Source organism: Asanoa ferruginea, assembly GCF_003387075.1.
GTDB classification, from domain to species: Bacteria; Actinomycetota; Actinomycetes; order Mycobacteriales; family Micromonosporaceae; genus Asanoa; species Asanoa ferruginea.
The window spans coordinates 2,075,064-2,098,684 of the sequence record NZ_QUMQ01000001.1 but is presented as its reverse complement, the minus strand read 5'-3'; the positions used below and the strand labels follow the sequence as shown (position 1 = coordinate 2,098,684).

At 69.4% G+C, this 23,621-nt stretch carries 16 protein-coding genes; 12 read left to right on the top strand and 4 right to left on the bottom strand.

Going from position 1 to position 23,621, the window contains the following annotated elements:
• Positions 1-13: 13 nt before the first annotated feature.
• Positions 14-1,099, bottom strand: coding sequence for a polyprenyl synthetase family protein (locus DFJ67_RS10065; protein WP_409362907.1), 1,086 nt, complete (start codon positions 1,097-1,099; stop codon positions 14-16).
• Positions 1,100-1,190: 91 nt separating this feature from the next.
• On the opposite strand from DFJ67_RS10065, the gene DFJ67_RS10060 reads away from it, so the two are divergent.
• Positions 1,191-2,132, top strand: coding sequence for a phytoene/squalene synthase family protein (locus DFJ67_RS10060; protein WP_116067638.1), 942 nt, complete (start codon positions 1,191-1,193; stop codon positions 2,130-2,132).
• On the top strand, positions 2,132-3,328 hold the full coding sequence (locus tag DFJ67_RS10055) for a cryptochrome/photolyase family protein (RefSeq protein WP_116067637.1): 1,197 nt from the start codon (positions 2,132-2,134) through the stop codon (positions 3,326-3,328). The genes DFJ67_RS10060 and DFJ67_RS10055 overlap by 1 nt, the downstream gene beginning before the upstream one ends.
• On the opposite strand, the gene DFJ67_RS10050 is transcribed toward DFJ67_RS10055, so the two are convergent.
• On the bottom strand, positions 3,319-4,413 hold the full coding sequence (locus DFJ67_RS10050; protein ID WP_116067636.1) for a serine hydrolase domain-containing protein: 1,095 nt from the start codon (positions 4,411-4,413) through the stop codon (positions 3,319-3,321). The two genes, DFJ67_RS10055 and DFJ67_RS10050, sit on opposite strands and share 10 nt — an antisense overlap.
• A gap of 30 nt (positions 4,414-4,443) precedes the next feature.
• Here DFJ67_RS10050 and DFJ67_RS10045 point away from each other — a divergent pair, with 30 nt between their 5' ends.
• Positions 4,444-5,808, top strand: a complete 1,365-nt coding sequence (locus DFJ67_RS10045; protein WP_203783556.1) for a dihydrolipoyl dehydrogenase family protein — start codon at positions 4,444-4,446, stop codon at positions 5,806-5,808.
• On the opposite strand, the gene DFJ67_RS10040 is transcribed toward DFJ67_RS10045, so the two are convergent.
• A complete protein-coding gene (locus tag DFJ67_RS10040) occupies positions 5,805-6,371 on the bottom strand; it encodes a Uma2 family endonuclease (protein WP_170215778.1) in 567 nt (188 codons plus the stop codon). The two genes, DFJ67_RS10045 and DFJ67_RS10040, sit on opposite strands and share 4 nt — an antisense overlap.
• A 148-nt stretch (positions 6,372-6,519) precedes the next feature.
• On the opposite strand from DFJ67_RS10040, the gene DFJ67_RS10035 reads away from it, so the two are divergent.
• The 8 genes from DFJ67_RS10035 (at position 6,520) to DFJ67_RS10000 (ending at position 21,559) form a co-directional block, all read left to right on the top strand.
• Entirely contained in the window at positions 6,520-7,527 is a 1,008-nt protein-coding gene (locus tag DFJ67_RS10035; RefSeq protein ID WP_116067634.1) for a LacI family DNA-binding transcriptional regulator, read from the top strand.
• A 222-nt stretch (positions 7,528-7,749) separates the two neighbouring features.
• Positions 7,750-9,117: an ABC transporter substrate-binding protein gene (locus DFJ67_RS10030; RefSeq protein WP_116067633.1), complete on the top strand. Its 1,368-nt coding sequence runs from the start codon at positions 7,750-7,752 to the stop codon at positions 9,115-9,117.
• Between the two features lie 79 nt (positions 9,118-9,196).
• Entirely contained in the window at positions 9,197-10,108 is a 912-nt protein-coding gene (locus DFJ67_RS10025) for a carbohydrate ABC transporter permease (RefSeq protein ID WP_116067632.1), read from the top strand.
• Between the two features lie 12 nt (positions 10,109-10,120).
• The gene (locus tag DFJ67_RS10020) at positions 10,121-11,089 is read left to right on the top strand and encodes a carbohydrate ABC transporter permease (RefSeq protein WP_116067631.1); all 969 of its coding nucleotides are present in this window, start codon (positions 10,121-10,123) and stop codon (positions 11,087-11,089) included.
• Positions 11,090-11,175: 86 nt separating this feature from the next.
• Positions 11,176-12,792: a glycoside hydrolase family 13 protein gene (locus DFJ67_RS10015; RefSeq protein WP_116075984.1), complete on the top strand. Its 1,617-nt coding sequence runs from the start codon at positions 11,176-11,178 to the stop codon at positions 12,790-12,792.
• Between the two features lie 97 nt (positions 12,793-12,889).
• A complete protein-coding gene (locus tag DFJ67_RS10010; RefSeq protein ID WP_116067630.1) occupies positions 12,890-16,309 on the top strand; it encodes a galactose-binding domain-containing protein in 3,420 nt (1,139 codons plus the stop codon).
• 110 nt (positions 16,310-16,419) lie between these two features.
• On the top strand, positions 16,420-20,712 hold the full coding sequence (locus tag DFJ67_RS10005; RefSeq protein ID WP_116067629.1) for a discoidin domain-containing protein: 4,293 nt from the start codon (positions 16,420-16,422) through the stop codon (positions 20,710-20,712).
• 73 nt (positions 20,713-20,785) lie between these two features.
• Positions 20,786-21,559, top strand: a complete 774-nt coding sequence (locus DFJ67_RS10000; RefSeq protein WP_116067628.1) for an alpha/beta hydrolase — start codon at positions 20,786-20,788, stop codon at positions 21,557-21,559.
• 12 nt (positions 21,560-21,571) lie between these two features.
• Here the strand turns inward: DFJ67_RS10000 and DFJ67_RS09995 are convergent, their stop codons facing one another.
• Positions 21,572-22,321, bottom strand: coding sequence for a crotonase/enoyl-CoA hydratase family protein (locus tag DFJ67_RS09995; RefSeq protein ID WP_116067627.1), 750 nt, complete (start codon positions 22,319-22,321; stop codon positions 21,572-21,574).
• 107 nt (positions 22,322-22,428) lie between these two features.
• Between DFJ67_RS09995 and DFJ67_RS09990 the strand changes: the two genes are divergently transcribed.
• Positions 22,429-23,568 (top strand): ScyD/ScyE family protein, encoded by a 1,140-nt coding sequence (locus DFJ67_RS09990; RefSeq protein WP_116067626.1) that lies wholly within the window; start codon positions 22,429-22,431, stop codon positions 23,566-23,568.
• Positions 23,569-23,621 lie beyond the last annotated feature (53 nt).

Genomic DNA, 23,621 nt, shown 5'->3' with positions numbered 1-23,621 from the left:
CTGAAGTTAGCCGTCACGATCGCCGTTGGGTGGCCGCGACCGCGAGCGCGCTCAGGGCGGCCCGGGTGCTGCCGTCGATCGGCGCCCGGTCCAGCGCGGCGAGGGCGGCACTGACCCGATTGTCGATCATGGCGTCGACCACGGCCACCGCGCCAGTATCAGCGACGATCTCCGCGATGCGGTCGATTTCTCCTGGACTACCGGTCCGGCCCAGCTCGGCCGCCTGCGCCGCGGTGGCCAAGCGGCGCGCGAGCAGCAGCAACACGGTGGGCTTGCCGGTCCGCAGGTCGTCGCCCGCCGGTTTGCCGGTCTCCGCCGGGTCGCCGAACACCCCAAGCAGGTCGTCGCGGAGCTGGAATGCCTCTCCGACGGCGTCGCCATAGCGCTGGTAGGCCTCGGCAACCGCCGCCCCGCCGCCGGTCAGGGCAGCACCGAACAGCAGCGGCCGGGTAACCGTGTAGCTGGCGGTCTTCAGCCGGGCCACCCGCAGCGCCCGATCGACCGACCAGCGGTCGGGCTCGGCGTCGCCGAGCACGTCGAGATATTGCCCTGCGATGGCCTCGACGCGCATCTGGTCGTAGCAGTGGCGGGCCGCCAGCAGCGCGGTCGCCGGCACCTCGGCCCGGGCCAGCAGCCGATCGGCCCACACGAGGCACAGGTCGCCCACCAGCACGGCGCCGGCGGTGCCGAACCGATCGGCGGGGCCGGCCCGGCCCGCGCCGGTGTGCTGAGCGGCGAGCACCTGGTGTGCGGTCGGCCGACCGCGCCGGGTCACCGAGCCGTCCATCACGTCGTCGTGGATCAACGCGAACGCGTGCAGCAACTCGAGCGCGGCGAAAGCCGGCAGCACCGGCTCGTCGGCGGGCCCGGCACCGGCGACGCCGCGCCAGCCCCAGTGTGCGAACGTCGGCCGCAGGCGCTTGCCGCCGGCCAGCACGCTGTCGCGGGCCAGCGCCGCGAACGGGCGAAGCGCCGGGTCGGTGGACTCGAGGGTGGTGCATTCGTGCCGGAGGAACGCGGTGAGGGTGTCATCGATCGCGGCCCGGAGCCGCTCGTCGCCCAGGGGTGCGGAGCGTTGCGGCGGCGGGGCCAGAGGCAGCGCGTCGAGCGTGTCGTTGGCCACGCGGCCGAGCGTACCCTATGGTTACGAGTTGCGTCGATTGCTGAGTCGATTTACCGTGGGAGGCGTGATGGAGCAGAACCTGACTGCGTCCTACGAGAGCTGCCGTGAGCTGCACAGACACCACGGCCGCACCTACTATCTCGCGACCCGGCTGCTGCCCGCATGGAAACGACGCCATGTTCACGCCCTCTACGGCTTCACCCGCTACGCCGACGAGATCGTCGACCGCACCGACGACCTGAACGCGCGGGAGCGGGCGGCCGCGCTCGAGCGGTGGTCGGCGAGCTTCCTGGCCGGCCTGCACGGCGCACCGGTCGACGACCCGCTGCTGCCCGCTGTGCTGCACACGATCGCGGTCTTCGACCTCGACCGCACCGACTTCGCCAGCTTCCTGCGCAGCATGGCCATGGACCTCACCGTCACCACCTACCCCACCTATGCCGACCTGCTCGACTACATGGAGGGCTCGGCGGCGGTCATCGGCACCATGATGTTGCCGATCCTGGGCAGTTCCGACTTCGCCGCCGCGCGCGAGCCGGCCCGCCAACTCGGCCTCGCCTTCCAGCTCACCAACTTCATCCGCGACGTCGGCGAAGACCTCGACCGCGGCCGCACCTACCTGCCCGACGAGGATCTCGACCGGTTCGGCGTGACCCGGGCCGACCTGGCCGGAGCGGTCACCCGTCGCGCCGCGACACCAAAGATCAAGAGCCTCATCGCGTACGAGGTGGAGCGCGCTCGGGCGCACTACACCGCCGCCGCCCCTGGTGTGGCGATGCTCGCGCCCGGCTCGCGGGCCTGCATCCGGGCGGCCTACACGCTCTACGGCGGGATCCTCGACGAGGTCGTCGCCGCCGACTACGACGTGTTCGTCCGCCGGGCCACCGTGCCCAACCGTCGCCGCGCCGCCGTCGCCGCGCGCGCACTCCTCGCCGGTCGCGGCACCCCGATCGTGGTGCCGCCGACCAACGTGCGGGCGGTGGCGGCGCGGGCCGTCGAGGCGGCCTGATGCGCACCGCGGTGGTGCTCTTCACCCGCGACCTGCGGCTGCACGACAACCCGGCGCTGGCAGCGGCGTGTGCCAACGCCGAGCAGGTCGTGCCCCTGTTCGTCTTCGACCCCGCGCTGGCCGGTCGGTCGCCCAACCGCGACCGGTTCCTGCACCAGAGCGTCGCCGACCTGCGCGCGGTGCTCCGCGACCGGGGCAGCGACCTGGTGCTGCGCCAGGGCGATCCGGTCGCGGAGACGATCCGGCTGGCCGGCGAGGTCGGCGCCGAAGGGGTGGCGCTCGCGGCCGACGTGAGCCGCTACGCCAAGCGCCGCGAGCGGCGGCTCACCGAGGAGGGTGAGCGGCATCGCCTCTCCGTGCGGCTGTTCCCAGGACTGACCATTGTGGACCCTGGTGCGCTGAAGCCCGGCGGCGGCGACCACTACCGGGTGTTCTCGCCCTATCACCGCTCCTGGCAGGCGACGAAGTGGCGCGACCAGATCGGCCTGCCCAAGAAGCGGCCCCTGCCGTCAGGCGTCGACGTCGGCCGGCTGCCGGACGAGCCCGCCGGCGAGTCGCCCGGCGCGGTGCCGGGCGGGGAGACCGCGGCCCGGCGGCGGTTGCGTGGCTGGGTCGGCAACGTCGAGCGCTACGACGACCTGCACAACGACCTGGCCGGCGACGGCACTTCGCGGCTCAGCCCCTACCTCCGATTCGGTTGCCTGTCACCGCTGGAGGTGGCGCACGCCGCGCTGGCCCGGCCCGCCGCGGACCCGTTCGTCCGCCAGCTCTGCTGGCGCGACTTCTACTACCAGGTGGCGCAGGCGTTCCCGGAGATCGGCCGCAAGGCCTACCGCCGCGGTGCGACCGAGAGCTGGCAGGGCGACGACGCCGCCTTCGACCGCTGGGCCGAGGGGCGCACCGGAGTGCCCATTGTGGACGCTGGCATGCACCAGCTCCGCCGCGAGGGCTGGATGCACAACCGGGCCCGCCTGGTGACCGCGTCCTACCTGACCAAGGATCTCGGCGTCGACTGGCGGCGCGGGCTCGGCGAGTTCGGTCGCTGGCTGCTCGACGGCGACCTGCCCAACAACGCCGGCAACTGGCAGTGGACGGCCGGCACCGGCAACGACACCCGGCCCTACCGCCGGTTCAACCCGGAACGCCAGCGCGAGCGCTACGACCCCGATGGCGAATATGTGGCCCGCTACTCCTGAACGACTGCCATGATGGCCGTTTCCAACTCGTCGAGCCGGTCGAACTCGGCCAGGTGTCGGGTGACGAAACCGATCGCCAGACCGGCGCTGGGCAACGCGTAGCCGCAACTGCCGCCGATCCCGCCCATGCCGAAGCTGCCGTCGTCTTCGACCTGGAAGCCGAGCGACCAGCGCACCGTGCGCTCGAGCAACTGGTCCAGCCCGTCGTGCTGCACCCGGCACATCTCGGCCACGGCCGCCTCGCTCAGGATGCGGCGGCCGTCGAGCGTGCCGCCGGCCAGCATGCCGGCGTAGAACCGGACCACCGCGGTCGCGGTCGCGTGCAGGTTGACGGCCGGCACCTCGGTGTCACGCCACAATGGACCATTGAGCACCGCGAGGTCGCGGCACCCGGCCGGGTTGGCCAGCCCGCGGTGGCGCAGGCTGCCGGGGGTGCCGACCGAGGTCTGCGGCCAGTCAGGCGCCCCGAAGGCCAGGTCGGCCACGTCTTCCCGGCCGCCGGAGCCGAAGGAGAGCTCGAGCTGCCAGGGCTGGGCCACCTCGTCGACCAGGAACCGCCCGATCGACCGGCCGTCGACCCGCCGGACCAGCTCGCCGACGAGGTGGCCGTAGGTGAGCGCGTGCTCCGCCGCGACCGTGCCCGGAGTCCACATCGGACCAGCGCCGGCCAGGTCCGCGGTGAGTAGGCTCCACTCGGCCCAGGCCTGCGCCGGTCGTTCGCTCGGGAAGCCGGGCCGGCCGGCCGTGTGTGCGAGCACGTGCCGGACCGTGGTGCCGTCGTCGGGGAACTCGGGCCAGTGACGGTGCACCGGGTCGTCGAGCCCGACCAGGCCCCGGTCGACCAGGATCATCAGGCATGCGGCGGCGAAGGGCTTGCTCACCGAGTAGACGGCGACCACGGTCCACGGCGTCCAGGGCCGCTGACGGTCGGTGTCGCGCCAGCCGCCGACCAGATCGACCACCAGCCGGCCACGGTGCACGACGGCGAGACCGGCGCCGCTGTCGCGGCCGTCGGTGAAGAAGCCCGCGAAGACGTCACGGACGGGCGCGAACGCCGGGCTGGTGTGGCCGGTCACGGGCGACATGGCGGCCACTATAGGGCGGTCTGACGTTTAATGGGCTACGTGGCTGAGCGCGTGGACGTCGTCGTGGTCGGGTTGGGCGTCGGGGGCGAGGAGGTCGCCGGCAAGCTCGCGGAGGCCGGCCTGGCGGTCGTCGGCATCGAGAGCAACCTGGTCGGCGGCGAGTGCCCCTATTTCGGCTGTGTGCCGACCAAGATGATGATCCGGGCGGCCAATTCGCTGGCCGAGGCCCGGCGGGTCGCCCGGCTGGCCGGCTCGGCGTCGGTGAATCCCGACTGGGCGCCGGTCGCCAGGCGGATCCGTGAGGAAGCCACCGACGACTGGGACGACACGGTGGCCGTCGAGCGATTCGTCGGCAAAGGCGGCCGGTTCATCCGCGGCTACGGCACGCTCACCGGCCCCCGCACGGTCGAGGTCGCCGGCCAGACGTTCGAGGCGGCCCGCGGCATCGTGATCGGCACCGGTGCCGCGCCGGTCGCGCCGCCGATCGAGGGTCTGGCCGGCACGCCCTACTGGACCAACCGCGAGGCCGTCGAAGCCGAAGAGCTGCCGGTCTCGATGGTCGTCCTCGGCGGCGGCGCGATCGGCGTCGAGCTGGCCCAGGTGTTCGCCCGGTTCGGCGTGCGGGTGACCGTCGTCGAGGCGGCCGACCGGCTGCTGCCGTTTGACGAGCCGGAGGCGGGCGCGCTGGTGCGCACCGCACTCGAGGCCGACGGCGTGGAGATCCACACCGGCATGCACGCGACGCGGGTGCTCCACGGCGAGGCGGATGGCTTCGCGGTGGAAATCGGCGGCGCCGCACCGGTGACCGGAGACCGGTTGCTGGTGGCGACCGGCCGGCGGGCCCGGGTCGCCGATCTCGGCCTGGAGCACGTCGGTGTCGACGCGTCGGCGCATGCCGTCTCGACCGACGAGCGGATGCGGGTCGCCGACGGCGTCTGGGCGGTCGGCGACGTCACCGGGCACGGCGCCTTCACCCACATGGCGATGTATGAGGCCGGCATCGCCGTGCGCGACATCCTCGGCCAGGAAGGCCCACCGGCCGACTATCGCGCGGTGCCGCGGGTCAGCTTCACGGACCCGGAGGTCGGGTCGGTCGGCCTGACCGAGGCACAGGCCCGCGATCAGGGCGGCGACGTCCGAGTAGGACTGACCGATCTCACCACCTCCGCACGCGGCTGGATCCACAAGGAAGGCAACGCCGGCCTGATCAAGCTGATCGCCGACGGCGACGTGCTGGTCGGCGCGACCTCGGTCGGCCCGATGGGTGGCGAGGTGCTCAGCATGCTGACGCTCGCGGTGCACGCCCGGGTGCCGCTGGCCGAGCTACGCAGCATGATCTACGCCTACCCCACCTTCCACCGCGCGGTCGAAGACGCCCTCCACAACCTCGCCTAGGTAAAGATCTGGTCAGGGTCGATCGACAGCGGGAACGGCCAATCCGATTGCCAACGATCGCCCGGATGGACCTTCGCGGCGAGGTCGTATTCGCTGCCGTCGGCCAAGCGGAACACCAGCAGAGACAGGTCACGGCGGTCGACGACCCAGTATTCGGGGATGTCGAACTGCGCGTAGACCTTTCGCTTGATGAAGAGGTCGTTGCTCGGGTTGGAAGGCGAAACCACCTCTATCGCGAGCAGCACGTCGGTGGGCTTGATGCCGCGGTCGCGGCTCTTGAGCACTTCAACGTGGGCGACGACAAGATCAGGAATGTAGAAGTTGCGCTGGTCGGGGAAGACGCCGACGCCTTCGATCATTTTGAAATGAGCAGGTGCCTGGGCATGGAGGGCGTCGCGGAGCAGGACCGTCGCGGCGATGTGGGGCATGGCTGCTGGCGGGCTCACCAGGAGGCTCCCGTCGAAGATCTCGTAGCGGTAGCCGTCGTCGGGGAGGTCATCGAGATCGTCGACCGTCCAGGCCGCAGATGGCACCTTGCGGATGTGCGGGGTCGTCACTGTCACGCCCTCCTTTCTACGCACTTAGCGTTGCATTTGCGTTTGCGCGATTACAACCTGTGGACAAGCGGTGTCTGTGGATAACCGGTGGCCATGACGGGGTCGGGCAAATGGCTGTCGTGTTCTTGCAAAAAGATGACGTACAGTTTGCGCCGTGACCAGACGACTGACCGAGGTCGCGCGCAAGGCCGGCGTCAGCGAAGCGACCGTGAGCCGGGTGCTCAACGGTCGCGACGGTGTCTCCGAATCGACGCGCACCGCGGTGCTGACCGCGCTCGACGTGCTCGGCTACGAGCGCCCGACGAAGCTGCGCGGCGAGCGCGCCCGGCTCGTCGGCCTCGTGCTGCCCGAGCTGCAAAACCCGATCTTCCCCGCCCTCGCCGAGGTGGTGACCGGCTCGCTCGCCCAGCGCGGCCTGACCCCGGCCCTCTGCGCCCGCACCATCGGCGGCATCTCGGAGCCTGACTACGTCGACATGCTGCTCGACCACCAGGTTTCCGGCGTGATCTTCGCCGGCGGCAACTACGCGCTGGCCGACGCCAAGCACGAGCACTATCGCCAGCTCACCGACCGTGGCCTGCCGGTGGTGCTGGTCAACGCCGGCGTCGACGAGTTGCCGTTCCCGCACGTCTCGACCGACGACGCGGTGGCGGTCGAGCAGGCCTACGGGCACCTGCGTTCGCTCGGCCACGAGCGGATCGGCCTGGTGCTCGGCCCGGAAGACCACATGCCCTCGCGGCGCAAGCTGACCGCCATGGCCGAGGCCGCCGGGTGGGGGCCAGACGACATCACCGAGTGGGTCGGTCGCACCAGCTTCTCGATGGAGAGCGCCCGGGTCGCGGCCACCAAGCTGATCGACAAGGGCGCCACCGGGCTGATCTGTGCCAGCGACGTGATCGCGCTGGGCACGATCCGCGCCGTGCGCCGGCTCGGCAAGCAGGTGCCCGATGACATCTCGGTGATCGGCTTCGATGACTCGGGGCTGATGACCTGCACCGACCCGCCGCTGACCACGATCCGCCAGCCCATCGAGATGATGGGCCAGGCGGCCGTCGACATCCTGGTCAACCAGATCGAAGGCGTCGGGGTCAACACCGACGAACTTCTCTTCGAGCCCGAGTTGGTGGTGCGCGGCTCCACCGGGCCGGCTCGCTCGCGCTGACCTGCACAGATAACCGTAAATATGGGCGGGCCAACGGGCCCGCCCATATTTGTGCCCGAACTGGGAGCGCTCCCAGATGAAGTCGTGTTTTTTCTGAGACCAGTCAGCTTCTTGCGAGAGCTAGTTCGGCTTTGTATCGTCATCGCCACGAAACATGGCACGTGAGAGAGCCACATCACACACCCGAGAATCCCCGCTCCACCCAGGAAGGGCGTTCACCTCATGAACAGATCCAGGTTGCGTAGCGCCGTCGGGCTGCTGCTGGTCGCCGGGGTCGCGCTGTCGGCGGCCGCGTGCGGCTCCGACGACGGCGGCAACGCACCGGCTTCTGACCCCAATGCCAAGGTCACGCTCGTCATCAACGGCCTGCCGCCGGACACCGAGGCGGTCAACCGCAAGCACTTCCTTGACAACGTCGCCGAGTTCGAGAAGCTCAACCCGAACATCGACATCGATGCCAAAGAAGGCAAGATGGACCCGCAGACCTTCCAGTCGAAGCTCGCGGGTGGCCAGCTCGAGGACGTCTTCTACGTCTACTTCACCGACCCGGCCAGCCTGATCGCTAAGCGCCAGGTCGCTGACATCAGCAAATACCTCGGCGAGTTCGCGCCGACCAAGGAGATCCGGCCGGATCTCATGAAGATCTTCTCGGACGACGGCGGCAAGGTTTACGGCCTGCCCGCGAAGAACTACTCGCTCGGCCTGCTCTACAACCGGGACCTGTTCACCCAGGCCAAGCTCGACCCGAACAACCCGCCGAAGACCTGGGACGAGGTCCGCACCGCGGCCAAGGCGATCAGCGCCCTGGGCAAGGACTACGTCGGCTACGGCGACTACAGCAAGAACAACACCGGTGGCTGGCACTTCACCGCGGGGATGTACTCGCTCGGTGGCGACGTGGCGGTCAACGAGGGTGGCACCTGGAAGGCGGCCTTCAACAACGAGAAGGGCACCCAGGTCCTCCAGCAGCTCAAGGACATGCGCTGGACCGACAACAGCATGGGCCAGCGCCAGCTCCTGGAGTGGGCCGACCTGCTCCAGATGATGGGCTCCGGCAAGCTCGGCATGTACATGGCCGCCCCGGACAACATCGAGACGATCGTCAACCAGTTCAAGGGCGACTTCAACAAGTACGGCCTGGGCCCGATCCCGAACGGCACCGCCACCCTGGCCGGTGGCGAGGGCTACATGTTCAACGCCAAGGCCACGCCCGAGAAGATCCGCGCCGGCCTCAAGTGGCTGACGTTCTGGTGGGACAACCCGGACCGGATCGCGACCGAGTACGAGTGGGCCGCTTCGCAGAAGACCCCGGTCGGCCTGCCCGAGCCGGCGCTGTGGACCGGTGACGCGAAGGCCAAGCAGCAGGCGGCGATCGACAAGCTGAAGAACCTGCCGGTCGAGAACTACAAGCCGTTCGCTGACGCCACCGCCAACATCCCGCTGAAGGTCGAGCCGCCGAACGCGCAGCAGATCTACGCGGTGCTGGACGTGCCGATGCAGAAGGTGCTGACCGACAAGAACGCCGACATCGCCAAGCTGCTCAAGGACGCCGAGACCCAGGTCAACGGCATCCTCGCCAGCGTCAAGTAACCATCGTGGCCGCCGCCGGAGCCTACTGAACCGGGCCCCGGCGGCGGTCCGCCAAAACCCCTGAAAGAGGACGCTGGAGATGGCGGTCGCCACCGCCGGCCGGCCGGCTGGGTTTCGCAGCCGCCTGAGCCGGAAGATCCAGGACAACCTCATGGCGTACGCCTTCATGGCCGGAGGCATCGCCTGTTTCGCGTTCTTCTCGTGGTATCCGCTGGTCCGCGGTGTGATCCTGAGCTTCCAGCAGATCAACTTCGTGACCGATCCCTACTGGGTCGGCACCGACAACTTCACCGCCATCTTCAAGGACCCGCTGTTCGTCACGGCGTGGAAGAACACCCTCATCTTCACCGGCATCGCGCTGATCTTCGGCTTCCTCGTACCCCTGGCGCTGTCGATCTTGATCAATGAGATGCGGCACCTCAAGGGCTTCTTCCGGGTGGCCGTCTATCTCCCGGTGATGCTCCCGCCGATCGTCGGCGTGCTGCTCTTCCGCTACTTCTACGACCCCGGCTTCGGCCTGTTCAACACGATCCTGCGCGGCGTCGGCCTGCCCGAGTCGCAGTGGACCCAGTCGTCGAAGACCGCGATGATCTCGCTGGTCCTGGTCTCCACCTGGGCCAACCTTGGCGGCGCGACGCTGATGTATCTCGCGGCACTCCAAAGCATCCCCGGCGACCTCTACGAGGCGGCCGAGCTCGACGGCGCCAGCGCCTGGCGCCGGCTGCGCCATGTGACGCTGCCCCAGCTCCGCTTCATCATGCTGGTCCTGCTGCTGCTTCAGATCATCGCGACGATGCAGGTGTTCATCGAGCCATACCAGCTCACCGGAACGTCCAATCCGGACACCGTCACGGTGATGGTGCTGATCTACCGGTACGCGTTCACCGTCAACCAGGACTTCGGCATGGCCGCCGCGATGAGCGTGCTGCTGTTCGTGGTGCTGGGCATCTTCTCCGCCATCTACCTGCGGGTGACCCGTGACCGGGACTGAGGGGGACCACCGATGACGATCGCCACGCCGATCCGGCCGCTGCCGGCGACGCCGCCGGTGGCACCCGCGCCCCGCCGGCGCCGGTCGGCCAGCGGGTCCGGCGCCACCCGCACGCTGTTCTCCGAGGTCGAGATCAGCCGCGGCAAGGGCCGGTTCCTCTACTGGCTGACCCTGACCCTGGTCTTCCTGCTCTTCCTGGCGATCTTCATCTTCCCGCTCTACTGGATGTTCAGCAGCGCGGTGAAGACGCCGGAGGAGTATGCGCAGCCGGACCCGACGCTGTTCCCGCACACCTTCGTGCCGGAGACCTACCAGCTCGCCTGGGACCGGATGCGGATCGCCAAGTTCTTCGCCAACACCGCGTTCTACGCGCTCGGCGGCTGGCTCATCCAGCTCGTCTTCCAGGTCGCCGTCGCGTACGCGTTGTCGAAGTTGCGTCCAATCTTCGGCAAGGTCGTGCTCGGCCTGATGCTGGCCAGCCTGATGCTGCCGGCGACCGCGCTGCTGATCCCGGCCTACCTGACCGTGACCGACGTGCCGATCTTCGGCTGGAACCTGCTGAACACACCCTGGGCGCTGTGGCTGCCGGCGGTCGCCAACGCGTTCAACATCTACGTGCTCAAGCGGTTCTTCGACCAGATCCCCAACGACCTGCTCGACTCCGCCGCCCTCGACGGCGCCGGCCGGTTCCGGGTGCTGTGGAGCATCGTGCTCCCGCTGTCGCGTCCGGTGCTGGGCGTCGTGTCGATCTTCTCGATCGTGGCGATCTGGAAGGACTTCATCTGGCCGCTGCTGGTCTTGCAGGACCCGGAGACGCAGACGCTCAGCGTCGCGCTCAGCCGGCTCGCATCGACCAGCCAGGTGCCGCCGACCCAGCTCATGGCGGGTCTCGCGATCGCCAGCGTGCCGATGATCGTAGTTTTCCTCATTTTCCAGCGCAGCATCATCGGCGGATTGGCGGCAGGGAGTATGAAGGGCTAGCTATCCCTCTACCAGCAGCAACGGCGGTCAGAGCAGACCGCGCTCCCGAACCACCCGAAAAGAAAGAAAGCAGGTATCCAGTGTCCATCGCAGAACGCGAGCCGTGGTGGCGCGGGGCGGTGATCTACCAGATCTACCCCCGTAGCTTCGCCGACGGTAGTGGCGACGGCATCGGCGACATCGCCGGCATCAGGGCACACCTGGACCACCTCTCCGGGCTCGGGGTCGACGCGGTCTGGTTGAGCCCGTGGTTTCCGTCGCCGATGGCGGACGCGGGCTACGACGTGTCGGACTTCCGCGACATCGACCCGCTTTTCGGCACGCTCGCCGAGGCCGAGGCGATGATCGCCGAGGCGCACGCGCGCGGCATCCGGGTGATCGTCGATATCGTGCCGAACCACTGCTCTGACCAGCACCCCTGGTTCCAGGCCGCACTGGCCGCCGGCCCGGGCTCGCCGGAGCGCGAGCTGTTCTGGTTCCGCCCCGGTCGCGGACCCAACGGCGACGAGATGCCCACCGACTGGCGGGGCGAGTTCAAGGGCACCACGTGGACCCGCACGACCAACGCCGACGGGACTCCGGGCGAGTGGTACCTGCACCTTTTCGCACCCGAACAGCCGGACTTCAACTGGGACCACCCGAAGGTCCGGGCCGAGTTCGAGAGCATCCTGCGCTTCTGGTTCGACCGCGGCATCGACGGCATCCGGATCGACTCGGCCGCGCTGCTGCTGAAGGACCCGGCGCTGCCGGAGGTCGAAGCAGCCGAGCGGCACCCCTTCCACGACCTGGACGGGGTGCACGAGGTCTACCGGAGCTGGCGGCGGATCGCCGACGAATACCCCGGCGGCCGCGCGCTGATCGGCGAGGTCTGGCTGCCCGACGCGGAGCGGTTCACCAACTACCTGCGTCCCGACGAGCTGCACACAGCGTTCAACTTCGACTTCCTGACCTGCGCCTGGGACCCGGACCTGCTGCGGGCCTGCATCGACCGCACGATGGAGACGCACGCGCTGGTCGGTGCGCCGGCCACCTGGGTGCTCGCCAACCACGACGTCACCCGGCCGGTCACCCGCTATGGCCGGGAGGACACCACGTTCAGCTTCGCGACCAAGCGCGAAGGGACGCCGACCGACCTGCAGCTCGGCTACCAACGGGCGCGGGCGGCCGCGCTGCTCTGCCTGGCGCTGCCCGGCGGCGCCTACATCTACCAGGGCGACGAGCTGGGCCTCTGGGAGGTGGAAGACATCCCGCCCGCGATGCGCACCGACCCGATGTACCCGCGGTCCGGCTTCGTCGACCCCGGCCGCGACGGCTGCCGGGTGCCGCTGCCGTGGTCCGGCGTCGAGTCACCGTTCGGGTTCAGCCCGACCGGCTCGTCGGCGCCGTGGTTGCCGCAACCGGCCGACTGGAAGGACCGCACCGTTCAGGCGCAGACCGGTGACCCGCACTCGATGCTCGAGCTCTACCGCGAAGCGCTGCGCATTCGGCGCGACGTGGCGGCGCTCGGTGACGGCGCGATGCGCTGGCTGCCGTCGGCCGACGGGGTGCTGGCGTTCGCCCGCGACCCGCGGTTCGTCTGCGTTGCCAACCTGTCGACGGCCGCCGTCGACCTGCCCGACCACGAGGAGGTGTGGCTGGCGAGCGGTCCGCTCGACGGCGACCGGCTGCCGGCCGACACCACCGCGTGGCTCCGCACTGCCTGACCTTTATCCGGCTCCACGGCACTTCTAGACCACGGGGGTACGCGCACCAAAGGGCACCACGCACGGGGGGATCGTCCCACCTCTCGGAAGGGAACCCATGCCCAACCATGACGCCGTCGCTGCGCCCACAGCCGGCAGCGCACCGCCCATCACCCGGCGCCGGGCGGGGCTCGCCATTCTGGCGAGTTCCGCCCTGGTGGCCGGCAGCATCGCGGTGGTCACACTGGCCACCGGATCGCCCGCCGTCGCGGCCGGGCTGTCTCCGTTTGACATCGTCGGCCGAGGCGCGACCGTCCCGTTCATCGAGCAGGAGGCGGAGAAGGTCGCGCACAACGGCACCAAGATCGGTCCGACCCGCTTTTATGGCCAGCTTCCGGCGGAGGCATCCGGTCGGGAGGCGGTCACCCTCGACGCCGTCGGCGAGTATGTCGAGTTCACCCTGACCGCGCCGGCCAACGCGGTGACCTTCCGCTACAGCATCCCGGACGGTCCCGGTGGCGCGGGTCGCGACGCGACCATCGACCTGCGGGCCAACGGCTCCCTGCTCAAGACCGTGCCGGTGACCTCGAAGTACGGCTGGTACTACGGCGGCTACCCGTTCAACAACAACCCGGGCGACACCAACCCGCACCACTTCTACGACGAGGCGCGGGCCATGTTCGGCTCGACGCAGCCGATCGGCACGAAGATCCGGCTCCAGGTCAACTCGACCGCGCAGTCGCCGACCTTCACCATCGACCTCGCCGACTTCGAGAACGTCCCCGGGGCGATCGGCAAGCCGACCAACGCTCTGGATGTCGTGGCCGACTTCGGCGCGGACCCGACCGGCGCCACCGACTCGACCGCCAAGTTCCAGGCGGCCGTCAACGCCGGTCAGGCCCAGGGCCGGGCGGTCTACGTACCCCAGGGGAACTTCACGCTTTATGACCACGTCGTGGTCGACGGCGTGACGCTGCGCGGCGCCGGGCCGTGGTACACGGTGCTCGGCGGCCGGCACCCCACCGACCGCAAGCGCGCGGCCGGCATCTACGGCAAATACGTGTCCGGCGGCGGCTACACCGGTGAGATCCGGTCGCACGAGGCCGGCGGGCCGAGCCGCAACGTCACCGTCCGCGACCTCGCCATCATCGGCGACATCCGCGAACGGATGGACGACGACCAGGTCAACGCGTTCGGCGGTGCGATGACCAACTCGGTCATCGACAACGTCTGGGTGCAGCACACCAAGGTCGGCGCCTGGATGGACGGCCCGATGGACAACTTCACGATCCAGAACAGCCGGATCCTCGACCAGACCGCCGACGGGGTCAACTTCCACACCGGCGTCACGAACTCGACGGTGACCAACACGTTCCTGCGCAACACCGGCGACGACGCGCTGGCGATGTGGGCGCAGAACGTGCCCAACGTCAACAACACCTTCAGCCACAACACGATCGGCGTCACGCTGCTCGCCAACCACCTGGTCAGCTACGGCGGGCGGGACATCAAGATCACCGACAACGTGGTCGCCGACTCGCTCACCAACGGCGGCGGCATCCACGTCGCCAACCGCTATCCGGGCGTGCAGGGCACCACCGCGGTGCACGGCACCTGGACGATCGCCCGCAACACCACGATCCGGGCCGGCAACTCCGACTACAACTGGAACTTCGGGGTCGGCGCGATCTGGTTCTCGGCGCTCAACGAGGCGTTCGCCAGCGACGCGGCCATCAACATCACCGACACCGACATCATCGACAGCTCCTACGCCGCCCTGCACTGGATCGAGGGGCAAACCAGGGGAATCAACTTCACCAACGTCAGAATCCAGGGCGCCGGCACGTACGCACTACAGGTGCAGGCGGCCAGCCAGGTCTCCTTCACCAACGTGGTGGCGACCGGGATCGCCCAGGCCAAACCGATCCACAACTGCGTGGGCTCTGGATTCCAGATCACCCAGGGCGCCGGCAACTCCGGCTGGTATACCGCGACGCCGGACTGCGGGCCGTGGCCGGATCCACAGTGGAACAATGGTCCGACCACGCCGCCGACCACCACGCCGCCGACACCGACCGGGCAGATCGTGGCCAGCCCGAGCAGCGTCACCTTCGGCACGCAGAACCTCAACACGACCAGCGCGCCGCAGACCGTGACGTTGCGCAACAGCGGCACCGCCAACGCTCCGGTGTCGGGCATCTCGGTCAGCCCGGCCGACTTCAGCCAGACCAACAACTGTCCGACCACCCTGGCGCCGAACGCCACCTGCACCCTCACGGTCACCTTCCGGCCGACCGCCGCCGGCAACCGGTCGGGCACGGCGTTCGTTCAGACCACACCGGGTGACCTGGTGATTGGGCTCTCGGGCGTCGGCTTCGACCCGGCCGGAAACCTCGCGGCGGGCCGCCCGGTGACCGCGACCAGCGCCAACGGCCCCTACCCGGCGACCAACGCGGTCGACGGCAACGTCGCCTCCTATTGGGAGAGCAACAACGGCCAGTTCCCGCAGTCGTTGACCGTCGACCTGGGCTCCGCCCAGTCCGTCGGGCGGCTGGTGCTCAAGCTCCCGACCAACTGGGAGACCCGCACCCAGAACATCACCGTCCTGGGCTCCACCGACGGCGGCACCTACTCGCAGATCCTGGGCGCCGCCAACTACACCTTCAACCAGGGCTCGTCGGTCACCGTCAACCTGCCCGCGGGCACCCGGCGGTTCGTCCGGCTGACCATCAACAGCAACAACGTCTGGCCGGCCGCGCAACTCTCCGAGTTCGAGGTCTACGGCAGTGGTGGCTCGACCGGCCCGGCGCTCGCCGTCACGCCGGGCGCGCTGACCTTCGCCAGCCGGCAGGTCGGCACGACCAGCGCGGCACAGCAGGTGACTGTCACCAACACCGGCAACGCGAGCGCGTCGATCTCTTCTTTGTCGGTCACGGGCGATTACGCGCAGACGAACAACTGCGGATCGCTGGCGGCCGGCGCGTCCTGCACCGCCAACGTCACCTTCACGCCGACCGGCTCGGGCACCCGCACGGGCACCCTGTCGATCGCGTCCAACGCACCGGGCTCACCGCACACCGTCAGCCTCACCGGCGTGGGCACCACCACGACGCCACCGGTGACCAACCTCGCCCTCAACCGACCGATCGTCGAGACCAGCCACGCCGACGTCTACGGCGCCGGCAACGCGGTCGACGGAAACGCCAACAGCTACTGGGAGAGCGCCAACAACGCGTTCCCGCAGTCGCTGACCGTCGACCTCGGCAGTGCCCAGTCCGTTTCCCGGGTGGTGCTCAAGCTTCCGCCGGCGACGGCGTGGCAGACGCGTACCCAAACGGTCGCGGTCCTGGGCTCCACCAACAACTCGACCTTCACCACCCTGTCCGGCGCGGCCGGGCGGACCTTCAACCCCGCGTCCGGCAACACGGTGACCATCACGTTCACCGCGACGTCGCAGCGTTGGCTGCGGCTGACCTTCACCGGCAACACGGGTTGGCCGGCCGGCCAGCTCTCGGAGTACGAGGTTTACGCCTCCTGACCGCACCAAACGGGAGGGCCGCCCTGCCTTGGCGGCCCTCCCGGAGCGCCATCCCCGCAAGCGCCTTCCGACTCCACGGAACTCCTCACGGAAGAGGTGCAACCCCCATCATGTCCCGATCCCGGCACCGACGTGTCACGTGGCGGTTAATAGCCGGCACACTCTCGACCCTGCTCGTCGGCTCGGTCCTCTCGGCCGTGGCCACCACGCCCGCCGCCGCGGCCGGCGGTCCCAACCTCGCCGCCGGCCGTCCCGCCTCGGCGAGCAGCACCAACAACGGCTTCGTCGCGAGCAACCTCACCGACGGCAACAAGGGCAGCTACTGGGAAAGCTCCGGCGCCCTGCCCCAGTGGGGCCAGGTCGACCTGGGCAGCACGACCAGCATCGACCAGGTCGTGCTGAAACTCCCCGACGGGTGGGGCCAGCGCACCGAGACGCTCTCGATCCAGGGCAGCACCGACGGCTCCGGCTTCTCGACGATCGTCTCGTCGGCCGGCCGGGATTTCTCGCCCGCCAACAACAACACGGTGACCATCAACTTCAGCGCGACGAACACCCGCTACGTGCGGGTCAACGTCACCGCCAACACCGGCTGGGGCGCCGCCCAGCTGTCCGCGATCGAGGTCTACGGCACCGCCACCACCTCGAGCAACCTGGCGCTGGGCAAGGCGACCAGTGAGAGCGGGCACTCCGACGTCTACGGCTCCGGCAACGTGGTCGACGGCAACCAGGGCAGCTACTGGGAGAGCGTCAACAACTCCTTCCCGGAGTGGGTCCAGGTCGACCTCGGCGCGGCCGTGGCCGTCAACCGGGTCGTGCTGAAGCTGCCGACCTCGGGCTGGGGCGCGCGCACCCAGACGCTGTCCGTGCAGGGCAGCACCAACGGCTCGACGTTCAGCGACCTCTCCGCGTCGGCGGCCCGGGTGTTCGACCCGGCCAGCGGCAACACCGTGTCGATCACCTTCACCCAGGGGACCACGCGGTACGTCCGGCTGAACATCACCGCCAACACCGCCTGGCCGGCCGGCCAGATCTCCGAGTTCGAGGTCTACGGCCCGACCACCGGTGACACCCAGGCGCCCAGCGCGCCGACCAACCTGGCGTTCACCCAGCCGGCCTCCGGCCAGATCCGCCTGACCTGGACGGCTTCCACCGACAACGTCGGCGTGACCGGCTACGACATCTACGCCAACGGTGTTCTGCGGACCAGCGTCGGCAACGTCACCACCTACACCGACTCCCAGCCGGACAGCGCGACGGTCGCCTACTTCGTGCGGGCCAAGGATGCGGCCGGCAACGTCTCGGGTAACAGCAACACGGTGACCCGGACGGGCACCTCCACCGACACCCAGGCGCCGTCGGCGCCTTCGAACCTCGCCTACACCGAGCCTGGCTCCGGCCAGATCCGGTTGACCTGGACGGCGTCGACCGACAACGTCGGCGTGACCGGCTACGACGTCTACGCCAACGGCTCCGTGCGGGCCAGCGTCGCGGGCAACGTGCTGACCTACACCGACAGCCAGCCGGCGACGGCGACCGTCTCCTACTACGTGCGGGCCAAGGACGCGGCCGGCAACGTCTCCGGAAACAGCAACACCGTCACCCGCGCTGGCACCGGCAACCCGACCGGCACCAACCTGGCCGTTGGCAAGCCGATCGCGGCCTCGTCGACGGTGTTCACGTTCGTGGCCGCCAACGCCAACGACGACTCGACCAGCACCTACTGGGAGGGCGCCGGCGGTGCCTACCCGAGCACGCTGACCGTCTCGCTCGGCGCGAACGCGACCGTCAGCTCGGTCGTCATCAAGCTGCCGCCGGGCACCGAGTGGGGTGCGCGCACGCAGACCCTGTCGGTCCAGGGTCGCGAGCAGAGCTCGTCGACGTTCACCACGCTCGTCGGCTCCGCGACCTACAGCTTCAGCCCGACCTCGGGCGGCAACACGGTGACGATCCCGGTCAGCGGGAACGTCGCCGACGTCCGGCTCACCTTCACCGCCAACTCCGGCTCGTCCAACGGCCAGGTCGCCGAGTTCCAGGTCATCGGAACCCCGGCGCCCAACCCGGACCTGACGGTCAGCGCCATCTCCGCTTCGCCGGCCAGCCCGATCGAGACCGACTCGATCACCCTGTCGGCGACGGTCCGCAACATCGGCAACGCCGCCTCCGGCGCCACCACGGTCGGCCTCTACCTGGGCACGACCAAGGTCGCCACGGCCAACGTCGGCGCACTCGCGGCCGGCGGGCAGGTCACCGTCACGTCCAACATCGGCCCGCGCGACGCCGGCACCTACCAGCTGGTCGCCAAGGTCGACGAGAGCAACACGGTGATCGAGCAGAGCGACGCCAACAACACCTTCACCGGTGGCAACCTCGTCGTCGGCCAGGTGCAGAGCTCCGACCTGGTCGCCGGCAGCGTCAGCTGGTCGCCCAACAACCCGTCGGCCGGGCAGACGGTCACCTTCTCGGTGGCCATCCGCAACCAGGGCACGATCGCCTCGGCCAGCGGCTCGCACGGCATCACGCTCACGGTGCTCAACGAGGCCGGGACCGTGGTCCGCACGCTGACCGGGTCGTTCAGCGGCACGATCGCCGCCGGCGCCACCGCGGCCGCGGTCAACATGGGCACGTGGACGGCCGCCAACGGCCGCTACACGGTGCGCGTCGTGCTCGCCGACGACGCCAACGAGTTGCCGGTCAAGCGCACCAACAACACCAGCGACCGGCCGTTCTTCGCCGGGCGCGGCGCCAACATGCCCTACGACATGTATGAGGCCGAGGACGGCACGATCGGTGGCGGCGCGCAGTCGCTGGCGCCGAACCGGACCATCGGCGACCTCGCCGGCGAGGCGTCGGGCCGGCGCGCGGTGCGCCTGCCCAGCAACGGCTCGTTCGTCCAGTGGACCACCCGCAACCCGACCAACACCCTGGTCGTCCGGTTCTCGATCCCGGACTCCGCGGGCGGCGGCGGCCAGTCGTCGTCGCTGAACATCTACGTCAACGGCACGCTGCACAAGGCGATCCCGTTGAACTCGCGGTACGCCTGGCTCTACGGCGCCGAGGCGGGCCCGAGCAACTCGCCTGGTTCGGGACCGCGGCACATCTACGACGAAGCCAACATCATGCTGAACTCGTCGATCCCGGCCGGCGCCACGATCAAGCTGCAGAAGGACAGTGGCACCGAGGCGACCGTCGACTTCATCAACCTCGAGCAGGTCGCGCCGCGGGCCAACCCGGACCCGACGCGTTACAAGGTGCCGGCCGGCACCAGCCAGCAAGAGGTGCAGGCGGCGTTCGACGCGGCCCGCCAGGACACCACCTCGCTCGGCGTCTACCTGCCGGCGGGCACCTACGACACCAGCAACAAGTTCACCATCTACGGGCGCGCGATCAAGGTGGTCGGCGCCGGCATCTGGTACACCCGGTTCCAGACACCGCAGACCCAGGAGAACACCAACGCGGGCTTCGACGTGCAGTCGTCGGCCAGCGGGTCGTCGTTCGAGCACCTCGCCTTCTTCGGCAACTACACGTCCCGCCAGGACGGGCCGGGCAAGGTCTGGGGTGAGCTCTCCAACGTCGACAACATGACGATCGACAACGTCTGGGTGGAGCACACGGTCTGTGCCTACTGGGGCGTGAGCGTCAGCGGTCTGAAGATCACCAACAGCCGCCTCCGCAACACGTTCGCCGACGGCGTCAACATGACCAACGGCAGCACCGACAACCTGATCTCCAACAACGAGGGCCGGGGCAACGGCGACGACGCGTTCGCGCTGTTCTCGGCCACCGACGCGGGCGGCGGTGCCAACACCGGCAACGTCTTCGAGAACCTCTCGGCGACGCTGACCTGGCGGGCGGCCGGTGTGGCGGTCTACGGCGGGCAGAACAACACCTTCCGCAACCTCTACATCGCCGACATGCTGACCTACTCCGGTCTGACGATCAGCTCCCTGGACTTCGGTTACCCGTTCGTCGGGTTCGGGCCGGGGATAACCACGTTCGACAACATCTCGCTCGTCCGAGCGGGTGGCCATTTCTGGGGCGGCCAGACCTTCGGAGCGATCTGGATGTTCTCGGCATCCAAGGAGTTCCGGGCCATCAGATTGTCCAATATCGACATTGTCGATCCGACGTACACCGGAATCATGTTCCAGACCAACTACGTCGGGAGCTCTCCGCAGAACCCGGTGCAGGACACGGTCTTCACGAACGTCTCGATCTCGGGTGTGCAGAAGAGTGGTGACGCCTTCGACGCCAAGTCCGGCTTCGGCATCTGGGTCAACGAGCTGCCCGAGCCCGGTCAAGGCCCGGCGGTCGGCTCCGCGACGTTCAACAACCTGACCTTCAGCAACAACTTCCAGAACATCAAGAACACGACGAGTACGTTCCAGCTGATCATCAACTAACACCACGACCGGGTGCCCCGGGGACAACGCCGAGTCCCCGGGGCACTCCCGTATCCACACTGGAGGCTCTTACATGCGACGGGGGATTGTGGCCTGCGCGGCCGCGCTCACACTTCTGCTGGCCGGATGCGGCGGTGACGACGGCGGCACGACTGCTGCCGCGGCGCCCAGCCCGACCGGCCCCGTGCCGGGCGGCGAGTGCCCCGGCATGGCCGAGGGCGTCGGCGCGAAGCCGGTGCACTTCGGTGCTGCCGGCGCGACCAACCTGGCCGGCCTGATCGGCGGCACCGGCACCGCCGGCGTGGTGCTGGCCCACCAGGCCGAGGCCAACCTGTGCCAATGGATCCTGGGCTTCAACGAGCTGATCGGCAAGGGCTACAAGGTGCTCGCGTTCGACTTCCACGGGCACGGTGCCTCGGAGAGCAGCGAGGTCGGCTTCGACGACGACGTGGTGGCGGCCGCGGCGACCCTGCGCGCCGATGGCGCGACCTCGATCGTGCTGATCGGCGCGTCGATGGGCGGCACGTTCTCGGTCGCCGCCGCACCGAAAATCACCCCACCGGTGGCCGGCGTCGTGTCGGTGTCGGCGCCACTGGCCTACGCCGGGGTGAGCGCCCAACAGGCGGCCGCGACGCTTTCCGTTCCGGTCCTCTACGTGGCCAACGAGAACGACGGCATCATCGGCGACGCGGCCACCGAGCTGAAGGCGGCCTCGACGGCCAGCCCGGACGCCCAGGCCCTGGTCACGTCCGGCGCCATCCACGGCGTGCCGCTGGTCATCGAAGGCGGAGACGCGAAGATCCGGACGGCCCTGTTCGCGTTCCTCGCCAAGTACGCGCCGGTGTAATCGGTCACCGGCCTAGCTTTCGCTGGCGGGCGCGCCGTGGCGACCTTCGCCGCCCACGAAGCGGGCGGCGCCCTCGGCCGCGCCCGCCGCGAGCGATTCCAGGCCCAACGCGAACTCCGCTTCCATCGTGCCGGCGTGCACCGCCCGCCGGTCGTTGCGCAGGCAGGCCTGCGGCAGCGCGGCCAACTCCGCGGCCAGCGTCCTGGCGACGGCGAGCGCGTTGCCGGTCGGTGCCAACCGGTTGACCAGGCCGATCGCGTGCGCCTCGGCCGCGTCCACCGTTCGGCCGGTGAGGATCAGGTCCATCGCGCGGCTCTCCCCGATCAGCCGGGGTAGCCGCACCGTGCCGCCGTCGATCAGCGGCACGCCCCAGCGCCGGCAGAAGACGCCGAGCACCGCGTCCTGTGCGGCCACCCGCAGGTCGCACCAGAGGGCGAGTTCGAGGCCGCCGGCGACGGCGTACCCCTCGATGGCGGCTATGACCGGTTTGGACAGTGTCATTCGGGTCGGGCCCATCGGGCCGTCGCCGTCGGGGGCGACCCGGTTGCCTCGCTCGGTGCCGATCGCGCCGAGGTCGGCGCCCGCGCAGAAGGTGCCGCCGGCTCCCGTGAGGATCGCGACGGCCGCGCTGTCGTCGCCATCGAAGGCGCGGAACGCCTCGGCCAGCGCGGCGGCGGTCGGTCCGTCGACGGCGTTGCGCTTGGCCGGCCGGTCGATGATCACGGTCGTGACGGCGCCGTCCCGTTCGGTTCGCACGGTCATGTCGCAACCATCACAGACCCGGGCGGGTGACGTCCGGCGGGGCAGCCTCCTCACCCGGGACCCGCGTGCCAGCATGTCTGCGTCCTTTGTATATATACGGGGGTTTTATGAGACTTCATCGCTTCGCCGCTGTCCTGGTCGGTGCGCTCTCGGTGACGATGCTCGCGCCGGCGGTGGCCAACGCCGCACCGATGTCGAACCGGCCGTGGGTCACGGTCATCGCCAGCCGGCTCGACAACCCGCGTGGGGTGTCGGTCGGCGACGACGGCACGGTCGTGGTCGCGGAAGCGGGCCGGGGCGGCAAGAGTGACAAGTGCGTCGACAATCCCGAGGGCGGCAAAGTCTGCCTCGGCTACACCGGCGCCATCACAACGGTGACGGCCGGTCAGCGCGGCACCTGGCGGCAGCGGCGGTTCGTGGGCGGTCTTCCCTCGCTCGCGGGCCCCGATGGTTCGTCGGCGGTCGGGCCACACGACGTGTCGCCCTACGCGGGCGGCGGCTACGTGGCCACGCTGGGGCTCGGCGGCACGACGCAGACCCGGCTGAGTCTGGGCTTCGGCGGTCTCATGCTCGGTCAGACGATCGTGGTCAACCGCGACGGCAACAACTCGCTGAGCCTTCGTACGCTCGGCGACCCGGCCGCGTTCGAGGCCCGGCGCGATCCCGACCAGCAGGGCGTGGACTCCAACCCGTATGGCGTGCTCGGCACCCGCAATGGTGCGGTGGCCACCGACGCGGGCGGCAACACGCTGGTCAGCGTCGACCGCAAGGGTGCGGTCGCCACGCTGGCGGTCTTCCCCAACCGGATGGTCCAGTCACCCGAGCCGGGCGGTGGCCGGGTGCCCATGCAGGCCGTGCCGACCTCGGTGGTCCGGGGTCCTGACGGCGCCTACTACGTCGGTCAGCTCACCGGCTTCCCATTCCCCACCGGTGGCGCCAACGTCTACCGGGTCGTACCCGGGCAGCGGCCGACCATCTTCGCGCGCGGCTTCACCAACATCATCGACCTGGCCTTCGATCAGCAGGGCCGGTTGCTGGTGCTGGAGATCGCCAAGAACAGCCTGCTCAGCGATGACCAGACCGGTGCGCTGATCCGGGTCGACCGGCGTGGCCGGCACACCGAGTTGGTGCCGGGCCGGTTGACCGCGCCGGGTGGCCTCGCGATCGGGGCAGACGGTTCGCTGTTCGTGTCCAACAGGTCGGTCGTGGCCGGCCGCGGCGAACTGCTGCGGATCGGCAACGTGTAACTTCCTTCCCTCCTGAACGGCCCCGGTCCAGATTGGACCGGGGCCGTTCCTGT